We start from the raw sequence: 21,878 nt of genomic DNA, 5'->3' as shown, positions 1-21,878 counted from the left end.
ATCAGTTCGTGGTGACCTTGAACGAGAACTTGATCGTGCCGCCGTCGTTCCGGGTCGACATCCCCATCGCACGCAGTGGGGTGATGTTGTCCAGGGTCTGCCGGTCGCCGGCCGCCGCCTTGGTGATCGCGGGCTCCAGGGAGTCCAGGTTCACGTAGAACACCGAGCTCCCATCCCCGGCGTCGGGAACGACGCCGCGGAAGGTGTCGTCGTCGCCGAGGTTCCCGCCGTCCAGCAGGTGCTGGCGGTAGGCGGCAGTCGGGCCGATCGCCACGAGGTCTCCGGACGAGTCCGAGCCCAGGAACCCGAGGTCGTTGCCGGCCTTCGCCCGGATCTTGTCGAGCACGCGCTCGATCGCTGCGGGGTCGCCCTTGACCGTGACCCCGATCGGGAGCCCCGACAGGCTGTCGCCGTTCTCTGCGGCCTCGAGGTCGATGTCCTTGCCGACCGAGATCGAGACACCCGAGCCGAGGAGCGTCTCGATGTCCGCCGGAACGTCGAAACCGGTCTCGCGGGAGAGCTCGCGCGTGGCGTCGTCCTGGGACATGCCATGACCGAAGAGGCTGGACATCTGGCCGAGCTGGCGGTCCATCCAGCCCTTCGGGAAGGTCAGGCCGGCTGCGGCGGCGGTGTCGTCGGGAAGCCGCTGCACGAGAGCGCCGCCGTCGTTCCCGGTGACCTCCGACAGCTGCCCCGCGCTGCCGTCGGCGGCCAAAGCGAACTCCAGGCCGTCACCGGTGAAGCGAAGCGTGGCGGCACCACCCTTGAAGCTCGACAGGGCCTTGGTGAACGGGTCGTCCCCGGTAGCGGCGGAGCCGGATCCGGTCGCGGTCATCGTCGTCGTGCTCGACGTCGTGAAGGACTCGCCCGCACCGATCAACGTCCCTTCGAACAGGCCGCTCAGCTGTTGGGCCAGCACCCGACCGGCCGCGGGTGAGGCGTAGGCGTTGACCACACCGGCGTCGCCGACGGCCTTGGTCCACTTCTGGTACGTCGCGTCGTCGGCCAGCGTGCCCTGGTCGGTCGCCTGCGACACCTCGTCGGCGACCTGCTGCGACTGCGCCAGCACCGCCCAGCCGTCGTGGACGACGAAGCCGGCCGCCGGCTCCTCGGTGTCGCAGCTGTTGAGCGCGGTGAAGGCGTCGCGGGCCTTGCCCTCGTCCTTCACCTGGACCACGATCACGAAGTCGGGCTTGTCGGCACCGACGTCGACGACGGCCGCGGCCGCGCGCTCGCCGAGCCAGGGGTCGATGTCGTGGTCGTAGGTGAGGTTGGTGCAGTGGGTGCCCTCGAGGATCGAGTCTCCGACCTTCCGCCGGATGTCGTCGACGCTGTTCACGCCGACCTCGTCCTTGAAGGCCGGGAACTTGTTGAGTGTCCGGAACGCGTCGATCTTCTGGCCGCCCGCCGGGTCGAGGTCGATGCTGAGGTACCCGACCGTCGACGACGGCAGCGCCTCCGCGGGCTGAGCGCCCTGCTGGAAGAAGTTGAGTGCGGCCCAGGCGCCGGCGCCGAGCCCGGCGAGCAGGACGACACCGCCACCGATCCACCAGGCGCGGCGGCGACCGCGTCCGCCACCGGAACCCGCTTCGGTCGGCGGAGTCTGCCCGGGGGGGAGCGGAGCCCCGCCGCCGTACTCGAGGTACTCGGGCGTGCCGGCAGGCGGGTGTTGCTCGGACATGGCGTGATCTCCCCCGTGAGAAGCGCGCGCGGGTGTGCGACGTAGGCGAGCGGGAAGCCTACCCGCGCCGGGACTGCGAGGTGTCGGCTTCGCGACGATCCGTCGACCGCGTTTCCGGGTCGTGGCCACCGGACGCGCCGGGCCAGGCGAAGTAGATCAGCGCCAGCACGAACAGCGAGGTCATCGGCCAGATGAGGAAGGGGGTCTTACCGGTGACGCTGAGATTGCCGGGAACCGTGGTGTGTCCGCTCGTGTGCGCCGCGATCGACGCCGGGTCTGCCGGGCCGAGCTGAGTGCCGACACGCCACATCAGCGCGGCACCGATCGCCGACCCGACGATGACGAAGAGCAGGACCCACAGCTCGCGGCCGCGCGTCAGTGTCGTCACCGCCAAGGCGAGCAAGGCACTGGCGAGCCCGCCCACCAGCGCGTAGAGGCCGGTGCCGGTGAACACACGCCGCAGCGACGCGTAGCTGTCGAAGAGCACCTGGTGACGGTCGATGATCTGGCCGGGCGGGTTCCAGATCCACTCCCAGACCACCCCCGCGACCGCGCCGACCACGGCGTACGCCAGGAGCACCAACAGGGCGGTCCGCAGCACGCTGCCCGAGGCCAGGAGCCCGGCTCTCGCCGGCTGGTCGTGCTCGCTCATCCGCTCAGGCACCCGGGACCGAGAAGCTGCTTGAGGTCGGCGAACAGCGGCGCACCGGCGGCCACCCGGAGGTTGTCGTCGACCCGCATGACCGTGGTCTGCTGACGACCGAGCAGACGCAGGTGCACCTCCGTCACGCCCGGGTGGGTGCGCAGGACCTCCTTGAGCTGGTCGACCACCGGCGGCGTGCAGCGGGTGATCGGCAGGCTCACCACGACCGGACCGCTGGGCCCGTCGTTCAGGTCGGGGACGGTGAGCTCCTCACCGCGGATCTCCGGCTGGTCCTTGCTGCGGGAGAGCTTGCCGCGGACGGTGACGATCGCGTCCTCGGCGAGCAGACTGCCGGCGAGCAGGTAGGTGCCCGGGAAGAGCAGTACGTCGATCGCGCCGTCGAGGTCCTCGATCGTGACCACCGCCCAGGTGTCGCCCTTGCGGGTGATCTTGCGCTGGACGGACGTGATCAGCCCGGTCACCTGGATCGGGCTGTTGTCGGGCCGCTCCTCGTCGAGCATGAGCTGGCCGATGCTGCAGTCGGACGCTCCGGCCAGGACGTGCTCGAGCCCCATCAGCGGGTGGTCGGAGACGTAGAGGCCGAGCATCTCCCGCTCGTGGCCGAGCAGCGTCATCTTGTCCCACTCGTCGATGTCGGGGACGGCGACGGTGAGGTCGAAGATCGGAGCCGCGTCGCCACCGCCCATGAGGTCGTCGAAGAGAGAGTCCTGGCCGCCGCCGGAGTCCTTCTTGATCGAGGAGTAGCGGTCGACGGCCTGCTCGTGGATCGCGACCAACGCGCGGCGCTTGTGCTTCAAGTCGTCGAACGCGCCGGCCTTGATCAGGGAGTCGATCACCCGCTTGTTGCACGCCAGCGGGTCGACCTTGTCGAGGAAGTCGTTGAAGTGCTCGTAGCGGCCCTTCGCGACGCGCGCCTCGACGACCTTGTCGACGACGTTCGCGCCGACGTTCCGGATGGCGGTCAGGCCGAAGCGGATGTCACCGCCGACCGGCGTGAACGTCGCGTCGGACTCGTTGACGTCGGGCGGGAGCACCTGGATCTTCATCCGACGGCACTCGTTGAGGTAGATCGCCATCTTGTCCTTGTCGTCCTTCACCGACGTCAGGAGCGCGGCCATGTACTCGGCCGGGTAGTTCGCCTTGAGGTACGCCGTCCAGTAGGACACCAGCCCGTACGCCGCGGCGTGCGCCTTGTTGAACGCGTAGTCGCTGAAGGGGACCAGGACACCCCACAAGGCGTCGATGGCGCCCTGGGAGTAGCCGTTCTTCGCCATGCCGGCCGCGAACGGGACCTTCTCGGCATCGATGATCTCGCGCTTCTTCTTGCCCATCGCCTTGCGGAGCAGGTCGGCGGCCCCGAGGGAGTAGCCCGCGACCTTGCGGACGATGGCGAGCACGTGCTCCTGGTAGACGGTCAGGCCGTACGTCTCGTCGAGGATCTCGGCGAGCGGCTCGGCGAGCTCGGGGTGGATCGGGTCGAGCGGCTCGCGACCGGTCTTGCGGCGGGCGTACTTGTTGTGGGAGTCCATCCCCATCGGGCCGGGTCGGTACAGCGCGCCCACCGCGCAGATGTCGGCGAACCGGTCGGGCCGCATGCTGCGAAGCAGCGCCCGCATCGGCCCGCCGTCAAGCTGGAAGACGCCGAGAGTGTCGCCCCGCTGGAGGAGGGCGTACGTCGCGGGGTCGTCGAGGGCGAGATCCTCCACGACGACGGTCTCGCCACGGTTGCGCTCGATGTTCTTCACCGTGTCGTCGAGGACGGTGAGGTTGCGCAGGCCCAGGAAGTCCATCTTGATCAGCCCGAGGTGCTCGCACATCGGGTAATCGAACTGGGTGATGATCGCGCCGTCCTGCGGCCGCCGGATCAGCGGGATGATGTCGAGCAGCGGCTCGCTCGACATGATCACGCCCGCGGCGTGGACGCCCCACTGCCGCTTGAGGCCCTCCAGACCCCTCGCGGTGTCGACCACGGTCTTCACGTCCTGGTCGGACTCGTAGAGCGCGCGGAACTCGCCGCCCTCGCCGTACCGACGGTGCTCGGCGTCGAAGATGTCGTTGAGCGGGATGTCCTTGCCCATGACCGCGGCCGGCATCGCCTTGGTGATGCGGTCGCCCATGGCGAACGGGTAGCCGAGGATGCGGCTGGAGTCCTTGATCGCCTGCTTGGCCTTGATCGTCCCGTAGGTGACGATCATCGAGACGCGATCCTCGCCGTACTTCTCGGTGACGTAGCGGATCACCTCTCCCCGCCGGCGCTCGTCGAAGTCGATGTCGAAGTCGGGCATCGAGACGCGCTCGGGGTTCAAGAAGCGCTCGAACAGCAGGCCGTGCTCGATCGGATCGAGGTCGGTGATGCGCATCGCGTAGGCGCACATCGAGCCCGCGCCGGAGCCTCGGCCGGGGCCGACGCGGATGCCGTTGTCCTTGGCCCAGTTGATGAAGTCGGCGACGACCAGGAAGTAGCCGGGGAAGCCCATCTGGAGGATGACGTTCATCTCGAAGTCGGCGCGCTCGCGCACGGCCGTGGAGATGCCGCCCGGGTAGCGGCGCTGGAGACCGGCCTCGACCTCCTGCCGGAACCACGACTCCTCGGTGTGGCTCTCGGGCACCGGGAACCGCGGCATGTAGGTGCCGTTGCCCTCGGTGAAGCTCACCTCGCAGCGCTCGGCGATCAGGAGGGTGTTGTCGCACGCCTCCTTCATGCCGTGCTTGCCCTCCCACAGCTCGCGCATCTCGGCGGCGGACTTGATGTAGTAGCCGTCGCCGTCGAGCTTGAACCGCTTGGGGTCGCTCATCACCGAGCCCGACGAGACGCACAGCAGGTGCTCGTGAGCGGGTGCGTCCTCTCGGTAGACGTAGTGCGAGTCGTTGGTGGCGATCACCGGGATGGACAGCTCGCGGCTGAGCTGGAGCAGACCGTCACGGACGCGCTTCTCGACGGCCAGGTCGTGGTCCATCAGCTCGATGAAGTAGTTGTCCTTGCCGAGGATGTCCTGGAACTCGGCGGCGCTCGCGCGGGCCTTGGCGTAGTCGCCGATGCGCAGCCAGGTCTGCACCTCACCGCCCGGACACCCGGTCGTCCCGATCAGCCCGGCGGCGTACTCGCTGAGCAGCTCGCGGTCGGCGCGCGGCTGGTAGTAGTAGCCCTCCATGCTGGCCCGGCTGGAGAGCCGGAACAGGTTGTGCATGCCGGCGGTGCTCTCCGCGAGCAGGGTCATGTGGGTGTAGGCACCCGAGCCGCTGACGTCGTCCTCGCCGCCGTCGTTCCAACGGACGCGCTTCTTCTCGTAGCGGCTGGTGTTGGGCGTGAGGTAGGCCTCCATGCCGATGATCGGCTTGATCCCCGCCGCGGTGGCCTTGCTGTAGAAGTCGTAGGCCCCGAACACGTTGCCGTGGTCGGTCATCGCGATGCTGCTCATACCGAGCTCCGACGTACGCCGGAACAGGTCATCCAGTCGAGCCGCCCCGTCGAGCATGGAGTACTCGGTGTGGACGTGGAGGTGGACGAAGTCCCCACCACCCTGAGCAGCACTGGCAGAGTCGGACGACATGGACGGGGAGGTCCTCCTCAGCGGCACGAGCGGTCGGGATTCAGAGGTCGGGCAGGCGGACGCGCGGCCTGGACGAACCGGCTGGGGGAAGGACGTCAGCCTACGCGACCACGTCTGCGATCCTGGCAGGGCGCACCGACAGTCCTCGCACGCCCCGGCGGGCCCGTCCGACCTGACCACCTGGCGGTCCTTCGGAAGGCCCCGGAAGGGCTCACATCCGGTCGGGAATCGAGAAGCCCGCGCTCGCGGGGTTACCTAGGCTCGTGTCGTTCACGACGACGAGGCGAGAGGAAGGAATCATGGCGAAGAGCGCGACCAGGGGTCAGGGCGGGGACGCGGGCGGCTGGACCGCCGAGGAGCGGGCCGCGATGAAGGAGCACGCCGACGAGCTGAAACGGGCCGGCGGCAAGGGAGCGGCGAAGGCGGCCGAGGAGGCCCAGGCGTGCCTGGACAAGATCGCGGAGATGCCGGCGTCGGATCGGGTCATCGCCGAGCGAATCCATGCCATCGTGACCGAGACGGCGCCGGAGCTCGCGGTGAAGACGTGGTACGGGATGCCGGCGTACGCCCAGGACGGCAAGGTGCTGTGCTTCTTCCAGCCTGCGGACAAGTTCAAGGCGCGCTACTGCACGCTCGGGTTCCAGGACGTCGCCGCCCTGGACGACGGCAGCATGTGGCCCACGTCCTTCGCCCTCACCGAGCTCACCACCGCCGATGAGAAGAGGATCGCGGCGCTGGTGAAGAAGGCCGTGGGCTGACCAGCTAGGTGCGCCGCCACGGGGCGCTGCTTGACGCTGCCACGCTTCGCGGGGCACGGTGGCGGGGAGCGTCAGCAACGGCGTCAGGACGCAATGGCGAGAGCTCGCTGCAGCAGGGCCTCGGCTGCGCGCCCGGCCGAGTCGTCTCCCCCGGATGGCCAGCGGTGCACTCGGCACCACGTCTGAGGGTCTCGTGGATGTGCAGCAGTGTGCCGGCGCCGTCGACCGAGGGAGGCACACATGAGCAGCGCCGACACCAACCCCGAGACCGCGGCCGGCAGTCCACCGGTGGAGCCCGGGGAGATGAGGCTCGAGGTCGTGGTCCTGGCGGTCTCGGACGTCGACCGGGCGAAGACTTTCTATGAATCGCTGGGCTGGCGGCTCGATGCCGACCTACCGGTGGACGACGGCTATCGGGTGGTCCAGCTGACGCCTCCGGGCTCCGCCTGCTCGATCATCTTCGGCACCGGGGTCACGTCGGCCCGACCCGGCTCGGCCGAGGGGCTTCAGCTCTCGGTGTACGACATCGAGGAGGCCCGGGCCGACCTCGTCGCGCGCGGCGTCGAGGTCAGCGAGCCGTTCCACGACGTGACGGGCATCTTCCATCACGCCGGGACCGACGGTCGCGAGACCGGCACCGCCCCCGGACGAGCGGACTACGGCTCGTTCATGTCCTTCTCCGACCCGGACGGCAACGGCTGGCTGCTCCAGGAGATCAAGACCCGGCTGCCGGGTCGCTGAGAGGAGTCGACATGGCCACGACGTACGAATCCGTGAGCGACCTCGCGCAGGCCCTGAGGCGGGCCGCCGAGGCGCACGGTCGGCATGAGGAGCGGACGGGCGAGGCCGATCCGGACTGGCCGGACTGGTACGCGCTGTACATGGTTCGTGAGGGCGCCGGCGAGGAGCTGCCGACATGAGCGAGTACGACGTGATCGTGCTCGGCGGCGGGTCGCCGGGCGAGCACTGTGCCGGCGCCCTGGCCGAGGGCGGTCTGCGGGTGGCCGTGGTGGAGCGCGAGCTCGTGGGCGGCGAGTGCTCGTACTGGGCCTGCATCCCGTCGAAGTCGCTGCTGCGTCCGGGCGAGGCGGTCCAGGGAGCGCGCGAGGCGGCCGCGACCGCCGAGGTCGACATCGCGGCGGCCCTCGCCTGGCGTGACTTCATGGTCTCGGACCACTCCGACGCCGGGCAGGAGCGCTGGCTGGCGGGCGAGGGCATCGCCCTGCTGCGCGGCACAGGCCGGCTCGCCGGCCCGGGCGTCGTCGAGGTCGACGGCGCACGCCATACCGCCGACCACGTCGTGCTCGCGAACGGCGCCGAGGCGTTCGTGCCGCCGGTGCCCGGGCTGCGTGACCTCGCGGGCGTCTGGACCAGCCGCGAGGCGACCTCGATGAAGGCCGTTCCGCGCCGGCTGCTGATCATGGGTGGCGGGCCGGTCGGTGTCGAGATGGCGCAGGCGGTGCGCCGGCTCGGGGGCGAGGTCGTCGTGATCGACCGGTCCGAGCACGTGCTCGCCCGGGAGCCCGCGGCGCTCGGTGAGGCGCTGGGCGAGGTCCTCCGCCGTGACGGCATCGAGCTCGCGTTGTCCGTCGGCGTGACCACCGCACGGCGCGATGGCGAGGACTACGTCGTGGAGCTCGACGACGGCCGAGAGCTGCGCGGTGACCGGCTCCTGGTCGCCACCGGCCGGCGTCCGCGGGTGGACGGCATCGGCCTCGACACCGTCGGTGTCGAGCCCGGCGCGCACGGTGTTCCGGTCGATGCGTACCTGCGCGTGGCGGAGAAGCTCTGGGCGATCGGCGACGTCACCGGCCTCTGGCCGCTGACCCACGTCGGCAAGTACCAGGGCGAGGTCGTCGCCACGAACATCCTCGGCGGATCGCGAGAGGCCAACTACGAGGCAGTCCCACGGGTGACCTACACCGACCCGCAGGCCGCCGCGGTCGGAGCTGCCGACGACCGTTTCAGCGCCTCGGCCCGGTTGGCGGACGTGGCGAAGACCGCGACGTACACCCACGCGTACGCCGAGAGCAACGGCTACCTGACGCTGGTCAGCGACGGTCAACGCCTGACCGGAGCTCACGCCCTCGGCCCCGAGGCGGGCGAGTGGATGCAGCAGGCCACCCTGGCCATTCGCGCGCACGTCCCGCTCGACGTCCTCATCGACACCATCCAGCCCTTCCCGACGTTCTCGGAGATCTACGTCGCCGCGCTGAAGGCGCTCGGTGCCGAGATCGCGGCCCCGTCGTGACCGCAGGCGGCACGACGGGCCTGGCGGGGCAGACCGTGGTCGTGATCGGCGGCAGCGCCGGCATCGGCCTGGAGACGGCGAGGCTGGCCCGGGCCGAGGGCGCCGACGTCGTCCTGACCGGCCGCACCCCGGAGCGGCTCGAAAGCGCCGCCACCGAGGTCGGTGCGCGGAGCACGGCCGCCTTCGACGCCCACGACTCCGCTGCGCTCGAACGGTTCTTCGGTGAACTGGACGGGCCGATCGACCACGTGCTGGCCACGGCGGGGCGCCCGTACTACTCGACCCTGGCCGACATGGACTTCGACGACGTGCGCACCGCGCTCCAGGAGCATCCGCTGCTGATGCTCGGCGTCGCGCGCCGCGCACAGGGCCTGGTCCGGCCGGGTGGGTCGCTGCTGTTCATGAGCGGCACCGGCGGCCGTCGGACGGGCCCGGGTCTGGGGATCATCTCCGCGATGACGGCGGCGCTCCCCGCCCTGACCGCCAACCTGGCGATCGAGATCGCGCCGATCCGGGTCAACCTGATCGCCGCCGGCTTCGTCGACACACCCCTGTCGGCGTCGTTGCTCGGCGACCAGCTCGAGGCCCGCCGCCGCGAGCTGCGTACGACGCTGCCGATCGGACGCGTCGTCCGGTCCGACGACGTGGCGAGCCTGGCGGTCCACCTCATGATCAACACGGCGCTCACCGGCGCGACGTACGATATCGACGGCGGCCAGCAGTTCGTCTTCCGGTGACCAGAACCCACCTCAGACCCGACCGGATCGTCCAGCACGACCTGGACAGCCAGGAGTACGCCGACCCCGAGCACGACCCGATGATTCCGCACCCGCTCGTCCTGAAGCCCGGGCTGGTGGTCCACAGCGTCGACAACGGCTACTGGTTCTGGGGATGCAGTGCCGGATCGGTGTCGTCGTACACCCGGACCGCAGCGAGCCTGCCGCTCGGGCCACGGGCGAACACGGCGACCCCGGCCTGCGGCAGCGGCGTCGTACCCTCCCGCAGGAGGTTGTACTCCAGGGCACTCACCGGGCCGTCTTCGACCAGAGCGCAGGTCTCCAGCGGGATGCCGACACCGTGGGAGAGCTCTCGTTCGTAGTAGACGCGCAGACCGTCCGGACCGGTGTGGACGCCACTGCCGCCCGCCGGCTCGCGGAGATACCCGTCCGGCTCGAAGGCCCAGACGACGGCGTCGACGTCGCCGGTCGCGTGAGCACGTAGGTACGCCGCCACGGCGTCCGGCACGACCAGCCCTGGGTCTGGCTGGAGGAGGGGCGGACGGTTCGCATGCCGACCCGTGAGCGGCTGACTGGTGAAGTAGACCCGCACCTCGTCGATCCGCCCGTCGACCGTCCGGTCGGCGACGATGGCGACGGGCAGGCTCACCGGGCCGTCGTCCATCTCGAGGTGGACGACCACCTCCTCGAAGCCCCGGCGCTCGAGAACGGCGTGCTCGACGTCCTCGACCGAGGCGCGGTGCTGCCGGAGCCAGGCGCTGGTCTCGATGACGAACGCCCGGAATGCGGCCTCGCCCTTGACCCGCCCGCGGACGGGATCGTGCACCTCGGGTTGCACGCTGAACGACTCGACCAACGGGTCGGGATCCCCGGCCAGCAAGCCGTCGAAGTAGGGCACCGCGACGAGCGCGTCCCGCCGACGCTTGTCCAGGATCTCCTGCAGCGCCGGCGCCGTGAACAGCTCGGGGGCCCAAGGCATGGGCGCAAGCGTCCCACAACCGCCGGGCGCGGCGGCTGGACGGACACCTGGCTACGGCGGTCTACGCTTCGCGGATGACCCTCGATGAGGTCGCTCGGTATGCGGAGTCCCTGCCGCAGGTCAAACGCAAGGGCACCGAGTCGCGTCCGGCGTGGTACGTCGACAACCGCCTGGTCGTGCGCATGCAGGACCCGAACACGGTGGTGATCCGGGTGCCTCTGAGCAGGCGAGAGTCGCTGCTGGAGACCTACCCGGACTGCTTCGGCGTACCGCCTCGGATGGAGGCGCACCACAAGGTCGAGGCCTACCTCGACCGGGCGCAGCCTCGCGCGCTGTTCACGGCCATCGACCTGGCGTGGGAGATGCAGCGACGCTGAGAGAAGCCGACCACACCGGTGCTCTCTGCTCCCTGAGTGCTTGATCTGCGACAAGCACGCCGCCGCCGACCCGGGCCTCGAGGTCCATCGCGACGACCTCGTCGACGTCGGACACCTGCCGGCAGGCCCAGCTCAGCTCGAGCGCCGGCTCGACCCCTGGGGCCGCCACGCCATCCTGACGTCCGGTGCCTTCTCCTCGTTGCCGGACCCGTCGGTGCGCTCGACCTCGACCAGGCCGCGCCGCTCGTACAGGCGCCGGGCGCCGACGTTGCTCTCGAAGACCCACAGCTCGTAGCCGTCGGGGTGGGTGGCCTCGACCACGTCGAGCAGCAAGGAGCCGAGGCCCCGTCCCTTGAGGTCGGGGCGGACGTAGATCCCGTCGAGGAAGGTCGGCGTGCAGAGCGCGAAGCCGAGGACCTCGCCGTCGGCCTCGGCGACCCAGACGGTGTGGTCCGGCTCGGCGGTCAGGTGCCGGCGGTAGTAGTCCCGGTGCTCCTCGTCGGTGTGGACCGCCGGCGGCATCTGCGGGATCGCGGCCCGGCGGGCCTCGGAGTACAGGTCCGCGAGGACCTCGGCGTCGTCCGTGCCACCGTGGCGTACCGACACCTCGGGAGGGTCCGCGTCAATGGGAGTCACGGATGACCTCCAGGGCATGGGCCAGGTCGTCGGGGTACGGCGACTCGTACTCGACGTACTCGCCGGAGTCGGGGTGCTCGAAGCCGAGACGTACGGCGTGCAGCCACTGCCGCTGCAGGCCGACCCGCTGCGCGAGAGTCGGATCGGCGCCGTACGTCAGATCCCCCAGGCACGGGTGCTTGAGGGCGGCCATGTGTACCCGGATCTGGTGGGTACGCCCGGTCTCGAGGTGCACCTCGAGCAGCGAGGCGAACCGGTGCGCCTCGAGCGTCTCGTAGTGGGTCACGCTGTGCCGGCCGTCGGCCATCACCGCGAACTTGTAGTCCGCCTTCGGGTGCCGGCCGATCGGCGCGTCGATGGTCCCGCTGAGCGGGTCGGGGTGACCCTGCACGAGCGTGTGGTAGACCTTGTCGACCGTGCGCTGACGGAAGGCGTTCTTCAGCACGGAGTAGGCGTGCTCGCTCTTGCAGATCACCATCACGCCCGAGGTGCCGACGTCGAGCCGCTGCACGATGCCCTGGCGCTCGGAAGCACCGCCGGTCGCGATCCGGAAGCCCGCCGCCGCGAGATGACCGACGACCGTGGGACCGGACCACCCGGGCGACGGGTGTACGGCGATCCCGACCGGCTTGTCGAGCACCACGATGGACTCGTCGTCGTGGATGATCCGGATCCCCTCGACCAGCTCCGGCTTGACCTCAAGTGGATCCGCGACGGCTGGGAGCGTGGCCTCGAGCATCGACCCGGCGTGCACGCGGTCGCTCTTGCCGGCCACCTCGCCGTCGACGTGCACGTGTCCGTCGGCGATCAGAGCTGCGGCGCGGGTCCGGGAGACCCCGAACATCCGGGCCATCGCCGCGTCGACACGCTCCCCGGCCAGACCCTCGGGGACGGAGACCACTCGCTGCTCCGCGCCGATGGGCTGGCTCACGATCGCGCGTGGCGGGCGCCGGTGATGCCGATGCCCCGCCAGGTCTGCAGGATGATCAGGACGACGGCAGCGTCGATGAGCATGTCCGCCACGTTGAACACCGGCCAGTGCGGGAACTCGAGGAAGTCGACGACGTGCCCGCGCAGGAAACCCGGCGCGCGGAACACCCGGTCGGTGAGGTTGCCGCACACGCCGGCGAGGAGCAGTCCGAGCGCGACCGCCCAGGTGCGGTCACCGAGTCGACGTCCGAACCGGATCACCACACCCGCGGCGATCACTGCGATCACGGACAGGATCAGCGTGTACGACGTGCCCGTGCTGAACGCGGCGCCCGGGTTGCGAACGAGGTCGAGACGCAGAAGTCCGTCCACGACGTCGACCGGGTCGTCGGGCGTCAGGTGGGCGACGGCGAGCACCTTGGTGACGAGGTCGACGGCGTACGCCCCGACGGCGACGACCGCGAACAGCAGTCGATGCCTGTTCGTGGAGGTGGAGGGGTGCGCGGCGGGATCGGTGGAACTCAGCGACGTTCCTCGCGTTGCTTGCATGTCAGGCACAGTGTGGCACGCGGGAATGCCATGGACCGCCCCTTGCCGATGGGGTTGCCGCAGGACTCACAGATGCCGTAGGTGCCGTCGGCGATCCGGGCCAGGGCCCGGTCGATCTGGGCGAGCTTCTCCCGCTCGTTGTTGAGCAGCGTCAGCTCCTGGTCGCGCTCGAAGCTGGTCGCCCCCATGTCGGCCTGGTCGTGCCCCGCGCCGTCGCCGGCATCACGCATCAGGCCGGCGAGGTCTTCCTCCTGGGCCGCGAGCGTGCGGATGACGCGCGCCCGGTCGTCGTTGAGGTCGGAGATGACCTCGTCGATCTCGGCCTTCGTCCACGGCTTCTCACCCGGCAGGACCGGCAGGTTGGCCGGATTGACCGCACCCTTGCGCGCCCTGGCGCGAGCCTTCGGGGGCGGTGCCTTCGTCGCGGGAGCCTTGGTGGCCGGTGCGGCCTTCTTGACGACGGCCTTCTTGGCCGGCGCTGCCTTCTTCGTCACGGCCTTCTTGGCCGGTGCCGCCTTCTTCGCGGGTGCCTTCTTGGCCGGGGCAGCCTTCTTCACCGTCGCCTTCTTGGCCGGGGCTGCCTCCTTCACCGCCGCCTTCTTCGCGGGAGCGGCCTTCTTCGCGGGTGCCTTCTTGGCCGGGGCAGCCTTCTTCACCGCCGCCTTCTTCACCGCCGCCTTCTTTGCGGGAACCTTCTTCGCCGGCGCGGCCTTCTTCACCGCCGCCTTCTTGGCCGGCGCGGCAGCCGCGTTCTTGGTGGCCCGGGCCGCGCCGGCGCCCGCAGGCCGCCGCGAAACCGCCTTGCGCGCGGCAGAGGCGGCCTTGCCGGCGAGCGACCGGGTCGTGCTGCGTGCCATGGGAACCTTCCGGGGCCGTGGAGCGCGTGAGCGGGAGCAGCTGGAGCGGGCTGCACGGCGTCAATGGGTCGCACCGTGCGTCGGGAGGGTATAGCCCCCGGACCGTTCACTCAAAGCAGCCACGCCTGTCGGACACCCCCGGGCGTACGGCGTACCGGTCGCGCCCACCTTTCCCGGGGTCACACCACAAACGGCCGACACCCACAGGTGCCGGCCGTCCGAGAGGTGGTGACGCAGGTTCAGCCCTCGTCGTCGCCGAGGACCGAGCGGAGCCGCTTCGGCTGGGAGAGCCCGGCCTCGTGCGTCGTCGGGTCGGCCGAGCCGGAGGTCTCGAGGGCCTCGAGCTGCTGGCTGAAGTAGGTCTTGAGGCGCGAGCGGTACTCGCGCTCGAAGGCCCGCAGGTTGTCGACCTCGTGGGACAAGGTGTCGCGCTCGCGCTCGAGGTCACCGAAGAGCTGGGTACGGCGCTCGGCGGTCTCGGCGTCCAGGGACTGGGCGCGGCCCCGCGCGTCGGCCTCGAGCTTGTCGGCGTTCGACTTCGACTCGCCCTCGAGACGCTCGGCCTTGGTCCGGGCCTCGCCGATGATCTTGTCGGCCTCGCTCTTGGCGTCCTCGACGAGCTGGTCGGCGTTGCGGCTGGCCAGCTCGAGCAGACGCGCCGCGGCGTTCGAGGCATCGCCCACGGTCTCGACCCGGATCGTCTCGACACCCGCGGCGACCGCGCCGACGGCCGGCGTCTGCTGGGTCGGGACGGGCTCGGGCTCCCGCTCGGGCTCCGGCTCGGGCGTCGCCGCCATGGGTTCCGGGGCGGGCGGTTCCGGCGTCGGAGCCGGCGCCGCTTCGACGGCACCGCTCTGTGCCGCGGAGAGCTTCGTGCGGAGGTCGTCGTTCTCGCGAGTGAGCCGAGCGAGCTCGGCCTCCACCTCGTCGAGGAACTGGTCTACCTCGCCCATGTCGTAGCCCTCGCGGAGCCGGACAGGAGTAAAGCGCTTGTTGCTCACGTCCTCAGGCGTCAGCGGCATGACCTCACCCAATTCCTAGTTTCGCGGTCTGACAAGTCTCTCGGTCGAACAATAGCCCCTCGCCTGCCGGGTCGGTGACTCCGCGGCGCCGCCGGGTCGACGGGACGGACGACGATGTCACCGCAGGTCGCAAGGGGTGTGAGATCAGCTCTGGTTGAAGAAGCCGCCCTCGATCAGGCGTTCCTTCTCCTCCGCCGCCACCGAGACGTTCGGCGGAGAGAGCAGGAACACCTTGGCGGTCACCCGCTCGATGGTGCCGCGGGTGGCGAAGACCAGTCCGGCGGCGAAGTCGACGAGGCGTTTGGCGTCCGCATCGTCCATCTCCGAGAGGTTCATGATCACCGGAACGCCGTCGCGGAAGTTCTCACCGACGGTGCGCGCCTCGTTGTACGTGCGCGGGTGGAGGGTCGTGATGCGGGACAGCTCGGAGACGACGGCGGGTGCCGGGGCGTGGGCGCGACGGCGCTGCGAGATGTCGGCGACGGGTGCGGGCTGGGCCTTCGCGGGCACTGACGTACGACGCGACTGCTGGGGCTCGCCGTCGGCGTAGCCCTGCTCGTCGTACTCGTCGTCGTAGACGCCGGTGTCCTCGAGCAGGCCGAGGTACTCGCCGATCTTGCGCATCGCGCCGCTCATGGATCCATCCTCCAGGTTCCCGGTGACCCCGCTGCCGTGTGTGTCGACGGCGCAGCCCCTGTCGTGGTTGTGACGCTACTTGATCTCGGGACGCGCACCGAGGATTGCGGACCCGACACGCACATGTGTCGCCCCGGCCGCGATCGCGGCCTCGAAGTCGCTGCTCATGCCCGCCGAGAGCCAGCCGGCATCCGGATGCTCGTGGACGAACGACGCGCCCACCTCGGCGAGGCGTCCGAACGCGTCGTGCGGGTCCTCCTCGAGCGGCGCCACCGCCATCAGTCCGCGCAGCCGGAGCATCCCGGACTCGTCGACGGCAGCGGCGAGCGACGCCAGGTCTGCGGCGTCCGCTCCCGAGCGCCCCTCCCGATCCGGCGGGTCCAGGCTGACCTGGAGCAGGACGTCGACCTCGCGCGATCGCTCGTGGGCTCCGCGGTTCAGCGCGTTCACCAGCTTCACCCGGTCGACGGACTCGACGACGTCGGCGTACGACCCGACGGCCGCGGCCTTGTTGCTCTGCAGTCCACCGATGAAGTGCCAACGCAGCCCGAGGTCGCCGCACTCGGCGACCTTGTCACCCGCCTCGGGGTGGCGGTTCTCGCCGACGTCGGTGACGCCGAGCTCCGCCAGCAGCCGGACGTCGGAGGCCGGGAAGAACTTGGTGACGACGACCAGTGTCACGTCGTCGGGGTCGCGTCCCGAGACTGTCGCGGCGTCGGCGATGCGCCGGCGTACGTCGTCGAGCCCGGCCGCGATCTCGTCCCGGCGCGTCATTCGCGTCTCCGGATCACGCCGGCCTGGCGACCGGACCGCTTGCCCTCGCGGCGGTAGGAGAACAGCTCGGACGACTCCCGGGTGCAGGCCGACAGATCGACGACCGTGACACCGTCGCGCTCGAGCTGGGTGCGGACGCCGGCACCGACGTCGAGCGACGGCGTCCCCCACGAGGTCGTGGCTCGCGTGGCCGGCTCGACGGCCGCGACGTCGTCCTGCAGCTGCTGCGGCACCTCGTAGCAGCGGCCGCAGACGTGCGGGCCGACCCAGGCGGTGATCGTCGTGGCACCGAGGTCGCGCATCGCCGCCAGGGTGGCCGGGACGATCCCCGCGACCACGCCCGGGCGGCCGCAGTGGCAGGCGCCGATCACGCCGGCGTCGACGTCCGCGAACAGCACCGGCACGCAGTCGGCGGCCCGGACGCTCAGGGTGACGCCGCGCTCCGTCGTGACGAGTGCGTCGCCGATGCCGTGGAGGTGCCCGTGGACGTCGTGGCGCGGGCCGTCCGGACCGACCGCCACGACCTCACTGCCGTGCACCTGGCCGAGCTCGGCGAGACGCTCGATCCCCTCGCCGGGGGCGAAGTCGTCCATCAGCAGGCGGTGGTTCTCCGCCATCGCCTGCGGGTCGTCACCCCCAGACCAGCCCAGGTTGAGCGAGTCGAAGGGCGCGCCGCTGACCCCGCCGTGCCGGTCGGTGAAGGCCAGCTCGACGGGGCCGTGGGTCAGACGTGAGGCGTACAACTCCTTGATCGTAGGCAGGCTCGACAGCCGGCCGGTTACTTCAGGAAGTCCGGGATGTCGAGGTCGTCGTCGTCGAACTCCAGCTGTGGCCGCGGGGGCTGCTGCGGCTGCTGGCGGGCACCGGCACCGACGGGCTCGCGCTCGGTCTCGGGTGACGACTCCTGCCCGGACTCCTGCGCCTTGCTCGCCGCGAGGGCCTGCGCCGCGAGGCGAACCTGCTCCTGGGTCTGCTGCGGCTGGTTACGACGCAGCCCGCCGTCGTGCTCGCGCCGCTTCGGCATGCCTCCGTCGAAGCCGGCCGCGATCACCGTGACCCGGACCTCGTCGCCGAGGGCGTCGTCGATGGTCGCGCCGAAGATGATGTTGGCCTCGGGGTGTGCGGCCTGCGACACCAGCGCGGCGGCCTCGTTGATCTCGAACAGCCCGAGGTCCGAGCCGCCGGCGATCGAGAGCAGGACGCCGTGGGCCCCGTCGATGCTGGCCTCGAGCAGCGGGCTCGAGACCGCCATCTCGGCGGCGCTCACGGACCGGTCGTCGCCGCGGGCCGAGCCAATGCCCATCAGGGCCGAGCCGGCGTTGGCCATGACGGACTTCACGTCGGCGAAGTCGAGGTTGATCAGCCCGGGTGTGGTGATCAGGTCGGTGATCCCGCTGACGCCCTGGAGCAACACCTGGTCGGCCTGCTTGAAGGCGTCGAGGACGCTGACGCTGCGGTCGCTGATCGAGAGCAGCCGGTCGTTCGGAATCACGATGAGGGTGTCGACCTCCTCGCGGAGCTTGGCGATCCCCTCCTCGGCGGCACCGGCACGGCGACGCCCCTCGAACGCGAACGGACGTGTCACCACGCCGATCGTCAGCGCGCCCAGGCTACGGGCGATCCGGGCCACCACCGGCGCACCACCGGTGCCGGTGCCGCCGCCCTCGCCCGCGGTCACGAAGACCATGTCGGCGCCCTTGAGCACCTCCTCGATCTCGTCCGCGTGATCCTCGGCGGCCCTCTCGCCGACCTCGGGGTTGGCGCCCGCACCCAGGCCGCGGGTGAGCTCGCGCCCGATGTCGAGCTTGACGTCCGCGTCGCTCATCAGGAGTGCCTGGGCGTCGGTGTTGATCGCGATGAACTCGACGCCCTTGAGACCCACGTCGATCATCCGGTTCACGGCGTTGACGCCGCCACCGCCGATGCCGACCACCTTGATGATGGCCAGATAGTTCTGCGCTGCTGCCACGATTCAAGCCTCCGGTGATCGGCCCGGCCGGCGGCCGGACGACTGTTTGGTCGACGTCCGGCGGTACGCCGGACGACAGACAATGTCTGGGGAAGACACGCGGTGTTCCTCAACCGTCACCCTCAACTGGAGGGTTATAGTTATGTCAACCTCGTGTTGCCGACGACGTTAGGGACTCGTCGGGTGTGATCCCCGCAGACACGCCGGGGTCGCAACGACGTACGGCTGGAAGTGCGCGCTCGTCAGCCGCTGGTGACCGGTTGCCCGGGGACGCTGACGTCGTAGGTACGGGCCGGATGGCCTAGCAGCTTCACCAGGACCTCGGCCTTGAGCACCGACTGGGCGTCGCTCCCCCAGAGCACCGTGGCGCCGCTGCGCATCGTCAGCGTCACCTGGTCGATCCCGCGGACGCCCACGTGGTCCACGCGCGCGGCGAGGCCGGAGGGCAGGGACCCGATCACCCGGGCGGCCTCGGCCAGGGCGTCACTGCTGACCGTGGCGGTCGACAGCACGCGGGGCATGCCTGCCGGTGGTCGGGCATAGGTACGGAACAGGACCCCGTCGGAGTCCATCGCCTGGAAGCGACCGGCGATCTCGACGACCGCGACCGGGTGGCGCTCCGTGATCCGGATCAGGACGCCGTCGGGCCAGTCGCGCGAGACGTCGACGTGCTTGACGGGCGCCAGACCGGCGACCCGCGCGCGGATGGCGCCGAGGTCGAGCTCGACAAGGTGGGCGCCGTCGGGCACCCCCGCGGCGGCGAGGACCTGCTGCTGGCTGAGCAGTGACGAGCCCTGGACGTCGACGTGCTTCACGGTCAGCGTGGAGCTGATGAACACCAGCCAGACCCCGACCACCGACAGCACGACCAGGAGCACCGAGCCGATCACGTAGCGCCAGACCAGCCAGCGGCGCAGCCACTGTCGCCGGGCGAACCGCCGGCGAGACCGGTCGGCCGGGTCGCGGCGTTCGCTTCCCTTCAACGGGTTGCGCGGCAGGGTGATCAAGGCCTAGTCCTCCCGCCGGTCGTCGAGCAGGGCCAGCACCTGCGGCCCGACGCTCGTGACGCTACCGGCGCCGAGGGTCAGAACCAGGTCACCAGGCCGGGCGTGCCGCGCGAGTTCTGCCGCGACCTCGGCCAGGTCGGGCACGAAGTGCACCCGGTCCGACGGCAGCGGTACGGCGTCTGCCACCAGGCGGCCGGTCACGGCCGGGTCGGGGTCTTCGCGCGCGACGTACACGTCGAGGACGACGACCTCGTCGGCCGCGCCCAGGGCCCGGCCCATCGCCTCGCCGAAGATCCGGGTGCGCGAGACGAGATGCGGCTGGAAGGCCACGACCACGCGGCCGTCGCCGGCCAGGGCACGCGCGGCCTCGAGGTCGCCGGCGATCTCGGCCGGATGGTGGGCGTAGGAGTCGTACACCCGCACTCCCCCGGCCTCACCCTTGGCCTCCATCCGGCGCCCGGTGCCGGTGAACTCCCCGAGCCCCCGCGCGAGGTCGGCGTATCGATGACCGAGGCTCAGGCCCATCACCAGGGCTGCGGCGGCGTCGAGCACGTAGTGCCGCCCGGGCACCTGCAGGGTGACCCGTGCCCCCGTGCGCTCGCCCTGCGAGAGCGCGAACGACGGCGTCGAGCCGGCCAGGTCGACGTCGGCCACCCGCCAGTCGTGGTCGGGTCCCTCCCCGACGGAGAGGGCGATCAGGTCGTGCTCCCGCGCGGGCTCCAGGAGCGCGCGGGCACCGGGATCGTCGCCGCACACGACGAGCGTGCCGTGCGGCTCCATCGTGCGGACGAAGTCCGCGAAGGCCGCGTGGTAGGCCTCCTCGCTCCCCCAGACGTCGAGGTGATCGGCGTCGACGTTGGTCACGACGGCCGCGCGAGGTCGATAGACGAGGAACGCGCCGTCGCTCTCGTCCGCCTCCGCCACGAACAGGTCGCCGCTGCCGGCGTCGGCGTTGAGGCCCGTCGCGGCCAGCACCCCGCCGATCGCGTACGTCGGGTCCGCACCGGCGGCCAGCAGCGCCATGGTCAGCATCGAGGTGGTCGTGGTCTTGCCGTGCGTGCCCGCCACGGCGACCACCTCCTTGCCGGCCATCGTCGACTTCAGACCGGCGGAGCGGGGCAGGATCCGCAGGCCGCGCGCCCGTCCCTCGAGCACCTCCGGGTTGTCGTCATGGGCGGCGGTGGTGACCACGAGCGTGTCGGCGTCGCCGACGTGCACCGCGTCGTACCCGAGGTGGACCGGGACGCCGAGCTCGCGCAAGGGGGGCAGGAACGGCGTGTCCTGGTCGTCGCTGCCGGTGACCGGGACGCCCTGCCTCGCCATGATCCGCGCGATCGCCGACAGCCCCGCACCGCCGATGCCCACGAAGTGCACCCGGCCCAGCTCCGACTCCGGCGGGATGACGCCGGGGACGGGGATCCTCATCCCGCGTCGCCCGCCGCGAGGATCATCGTCGCCAGCTTCTGGTCCGCGTCCAGCGGGATCAGGTGCGCCGCCGCGGCGCCCATGGCCGCCAGGCGCTCGCCGTCCCGCAGGAGTGGTACGACGTGCGCGGCGACCCACGCGGACGTGAGATCGGCGTCGTCGACCAGCAGCCCTCCCCCGGCCTCGATCACCGCCTTCGCGTTGAGCGCCTGCTCACCGTTCCCGATCGGCAGGGGCACGAAGACCGCGGGCAGCCCGACGCCCGACACCTCGGTGACCGTGTTGGAGCCGGACCTGCAGAGCACCGCGTCGGCCGCCGAGTAGGCGAGGTCCATCCGGTCGACGTAGCCGAGCACGACGTACGGCACGCCCGCCTCCGGCGCCTCGGTCTCGTGGGAGGGCCCGGTGACGTGCAGTACCTGCACTCCCGCCTCGGCGAACGCCGAGGCCGCGCCGAGCACGGCCCGGTTGATGGACGCGGCGCCCTGCGAGCCGCCCGTGACCAGTAGCACGGGCAGGTCCGTGCGCAGCCCGAACGTCGCCAGCGCCTCGTCGCGCAGAGCTGCCCGGTCGAGGGTCGAGATCATCCGCCGGATCGGCAGCCCGACGTACGTCGCGTGCCGGAGCGGGGTGTCCGGGAAGGAGGTGGCGACGTGCTCGGTGAACCGGGCGCCCAGCTTGTTGGCGACGCCGGGCAGCGTGTTGCCCTCGTGCACGACCAATGGGACGTGCCGCTTCCGGGCGGCGAGGTACGCGGGCACCGAGACGAACCCGCCGAAGCCGCAGACGACGTCGGGCCGGATCCGGTCGATCACGTCGAGCGCCGCGCGTCGCGCGGCGCGGAGGCGACCGGGCAGCCGGGCCAGGTCGGCGTTGGGGCGGCGCGGCAGCGGCACGCTGGGCACGAACTCCAGCGGGTAGCCGGCGGCGGGGATGAGCTGGGCCTCGATCCGCTCGCGCGTGCCCAGACAGGTGATCTCGACGCCAGGCGAAAGTCGCTGCAGTGCGTCGGCCGTCGCGAGCAGCGGGGAGGTGTGGCCGGCCGAGCCCCCTCCCGCGAGCAGGATCCTCACCG

The 21,878-nt window shown here is 70.8% G+C and carries 21 protein-coding genes and 1 pseudogene; 6 read left to right on the top strand and 16 right to left on the bottom strand.

The genetic code is table 11. The features are described 5' to 3' along the window. Position 1: 1 nt before the first annotated feature. Genes VGJ24_RS16980 through dnaE form a run of 3 tightly spaced genes read right to left on the bottom strand, consistent with a single transcriptional unit; the run spans position 2 to position 5,896 of the window. On the bottom strand, positions 2-1,681 hold the full coding sequence (locus VGJ24_RS16980; RefSeq protein WP_331501822.1) for a DUF3352 domain-containing protein: 1,680 nt from the start codon (positions 1,679-1,681) through the stop codon (positions 2-4). Between the two features lie 58 nt (positions 1,682-1,739). Beyond that, positions 1,740-2,333, bottom strand: a complete 594-nt coding sequence (locus VGJ24_RS16975) for a hypothetical protein (protein ID WP_331501821.1) — start codon at positions 2,331-2,333, stop codon at positions 1,740-1,742. Continuing rightward, positions 2,330-5,896: a DNA polymerase III subunit alpha gene (dnaE, locus tag VGJ24_RS16970; RefSeq protein WP_331501820.1), complete on the bottom strand. Its 3,567-nt coding sequence runs from the start codon at positions 5,894-5,896 to the stop codon at positions 2,330-2,332. The genes VGJ24_RS16975 and dnaE overlap by 4 nt, the downstream gene beginning before the upstream one ends. Before the next feature lie 299 nt (positions 5,897-6,195). Between dnaE and VGJ24_RS16965 the strand changes: the two genes are divergently transcribed. From VGJ24_RS16965 to VGJ24_RS16945, 5 genes are all read left to right on the top strand, one after another. After that, complete coding sequence (locus VGJ24_RS16965; protein WP_331501819.1) at positions 6,196-6,654, top strand: DUF1801 domain-containing protein; 459 nt, start codon at positions 6,196-6,198, stop codon at positions 6,652-6,654. A gap of 240 nt (positions 6,655-6,894) precedes the next feature. Further along, complete coding sequence (locus VGJ24_RS16960) at positions 6,895-7,395, top strand: VOC family protein (protein ID WP_331501818.1); 501 nt, start codon at positions 6,895-6,897, stop codon at positions 7,393-7,395. Between the two features lie 11 nt (positions 7,396-7,406). After that, the gene (locus tag VGJ24_RS16955) at positions 7,407-7,574 is read left to right on the top strand and encodes a hypothetical protein (RefSeq protein ID WP_331501817.1); all 168 of its coding nucleotides are present in this window, start codon (positions 7,407-7,409) and stop codon (positions 7,572-7,574) included. Next, entirely contained in the window at positions 7,571-8,905 is a 1,335-nt protein-coding gene (locus tag VGJ24_RS16950) for an NAD(P)/FAD-dependent oxidoreductase (protein ID WP_331501816.1), read from the top strand. Before VGJ24_RS16955 ends, VGJ24_RS16950 begins: the two co-directional genes overlap by 4 nt. Then, the gene (locus VGJ24_RS16945) at positions 8,902-9,642 is read left to right on the top strand and encodes an SDR family oxidoreductase (RefSeq protein ID WP_331501815.1); all 741 of its coding nucleotides are present in this window, start codon (positions 8,902-8,904) and stop codon (positions 9,640-9,642) included. The genes VGJ24_RS16950 and VGJ24_RS16945 overlap by 4 nt, the downstream gene beginning before the upstream one ends. A 139-nt stretch (positions 9,643-9,781) precedes the next feature. Here the strand turns inward: VGJ24_RS16945 and VGJ24_RS16940 are convergent, their stop codons facing one another. Continuing rightward, positions 9,782-10,621: a nuclear transport factor 2 family protein gene (locus tag VGJ24_RS16940; RefSeq protein WP_331501814.1), complete on the bottom strand. Its 840-nt coding sequence runs from the start codon at positions 10,619-10,621 to the stop codon at positions 9,782-9,784. Positions 10,622-10,695: 74 nt separating this feature from the next. Here VGJ24_RS16940 and VGJ24_RS16935 point away from each other — a divergent pair, with 74 nt between their 5' ends. After that, positions 10,696-10,998, top strand: coding sequence for a hypothetical protein (locus VGJ24_RS16935; protein WP_331501813.1), 303 nt, complete (start codon positions 10,696-10,698; stop codon positions 10,996-10,998). Positions 10,999-11,130: 132 nt separating this feature from the next. Here VGJ24_RS16935 and VGJ24_RS16930 read toward each other — a convergent pair whose 3' ends face one another. The 12 genes and pseudogenes from VGJ24_RS16930 to VGJ24_RS16875 all read right to left on the bottom strand — a co-directional run bounded on the left by VGJ24_RS16930 (position 11,131) and on the right by VGJ24_RS16875 (position 21,876). Continuing rightward, positions 11,131-11,604, bottom strand: coding sequence for a GNAT family N-acetyltransferase (locus tag VGJ24_RS16930; RefSeq protein ID WP_331501812.1), 474 nt, complete (start codon positions 11,602-11,604; stop codon positions 11,131-11,133). 16 nt (positions 11,605-11,620) lie between these two features. Beyond that, positions 11,621-12,565, bottom strand: coding sequence for an RluA family pseudouridine synthase (locus tag VGJ24_RS16925; RefSeq protein ID WP_414691106.1), 945 nt, complete (start codon positions 12,563-12,565; stop codon positions 11,621-11,623). Continuing rightward, positions 12,562-13,113 (bottom strand): signal peptidase II, encoded by a 552-nt coding sequence (lspA, locus tag VGJ24_RS16920; RefSeq protein WP_331501811.1) that lies wholly within the window; start codon positions 13,111-13,113, stop codon positions 12,562-12,564. The genes VGJ24_RS16925 and lspA overlap by 4 nt, the downstream gene beginning before the upstream one ends. Beyond that, positions 13,086-13,970 (bottom strand): TraR/DksA family transcriptional regulator, encoded by an 885-nt coding sequence (locus VGJ24_RS16915; protein ID WP_331501810.1) that lies wholly within the window; start codon positions 13,968-13,970, stop codon positions 13,086-13,088. The genes lspA and VGJ24_RS16915 overlap by 28 nt, the downstream gene beginning before the upstream one ends. Positions 13,971-14,209: 239 nt before the next feature. After that, the gene (locus VGJ24_RS16910; RefSeq protein WP_331501809.1) at positions 14,210-14,992 is read right to left on the bottom strand and encodes a DivIVA domain-containing protein; all 783 of its coding nucleotides are present in this window, start codon (positions 14,990-14,992) and stop codon (positions 14,210-14,212) included. A 144-nt stretch (positions 14,993-15,136) separates the two neighbouring features. Beyond that, positions 15,137-15,409 (bottom strand): annotated as a pseudogene (locus VGJ24_RS19620) (cell division protein SepF); the annotation flags it as partial. A gap of 294 nt (positions 15,410-15,703) precedes the next feature. Continuing rightward, complete coding sequence (locus VGJ24_RS16900) at positions 15,704-16,402, bottom strand: YggS family pyridoxal phosphate-dependent enzyme (RefSeq protein ID WP_331501807.1); 699 nt, start codon at positions 16,400-16,402, stop codon at positions 15,704-15,706. After that, entirely contained in the window at positions 16,399-17,145 is a 747-nt protein-coding gene (locus VGJ24_RS16895) for a polyphenol oxidase family protein (RefSeq protein WP_331501806.1), read from the bottom strand. The genes VGJ24_RS16900 and VGJ24_RS16895 overlap by 4 nt, the downstream gene beginning before the upstream one ends. Before the next feature lie 35 nt (positions 17,146-17,180). Further along, positions 17,181-18,374, bottom strand: coding sequence for a cell division protein FtsZ (ftsZ, locus tag VGJ24_RS16890; protein ID WP_331501908.1), 1,194 nt, complete (start codon positions 18,372-18,374; stop codon positions 17,181-17,183). Between the two features lie 239 nt (positions 18,375-18,613). Continuing rightward, a complete protein-coding gene (locus VGJ24_RS16885; protein ID WP_331501805.1) occupies positions 18,614-19,378 on the bottom strand; it encodes a cell division protein FtsQ/DivIB in 765 nt (254 codons plus the stop codon). A 3-nt stretch (positions 19,379-19,381) separates the two neighbouring features. Beyond that, on the bottom strand, positions 19,382-20,803 hold the full coding sequence (murC, locus tag VGJ24_RS16880; RefSeq protein WP_331501804.1) for a UDP-N-acetylmuramate--L-alanine ligase: 1,422 nt from the start codon (positions 20,801-20,803) through the stop codon (positions 19,382-19,384). Further along, on the bottom strand, positions 20,800-21,876 hold the full coding sequence (locus tag VGJ24_RS16875; RefSeq protein ID WP_331501803.1) for a UDP-N-acetylglucosamine--N-acetylmuramyl-(pentapeptide) pyrophosphoryl-undecaprenol N-acetylglucosamine transferase: 1,077 nt from the start codon (positions 21,874-21,876) through the stop codon (positions 20,800-20,802). Before VGJ24_RS16875 ends, murC begins: the two co-directional genes overlap by 4 nt. Between the last annotated feature and the right edge of the window lie 2 nt (positions 21,877-21,878).

Source organism: Nocardioides sp. (genome assembly GCF_036493135.1).
Lineage (GTDB): Bacteria > Actinomycetota > Actinomycetes > Propionibacteriales > Nocardioidaceae > Nocardioides.
The sequence above is the reverse complement of the archived record's forward strand: the minus strand, read 5'-3'. Positions and strand labels throughout refer to the sequence as shown.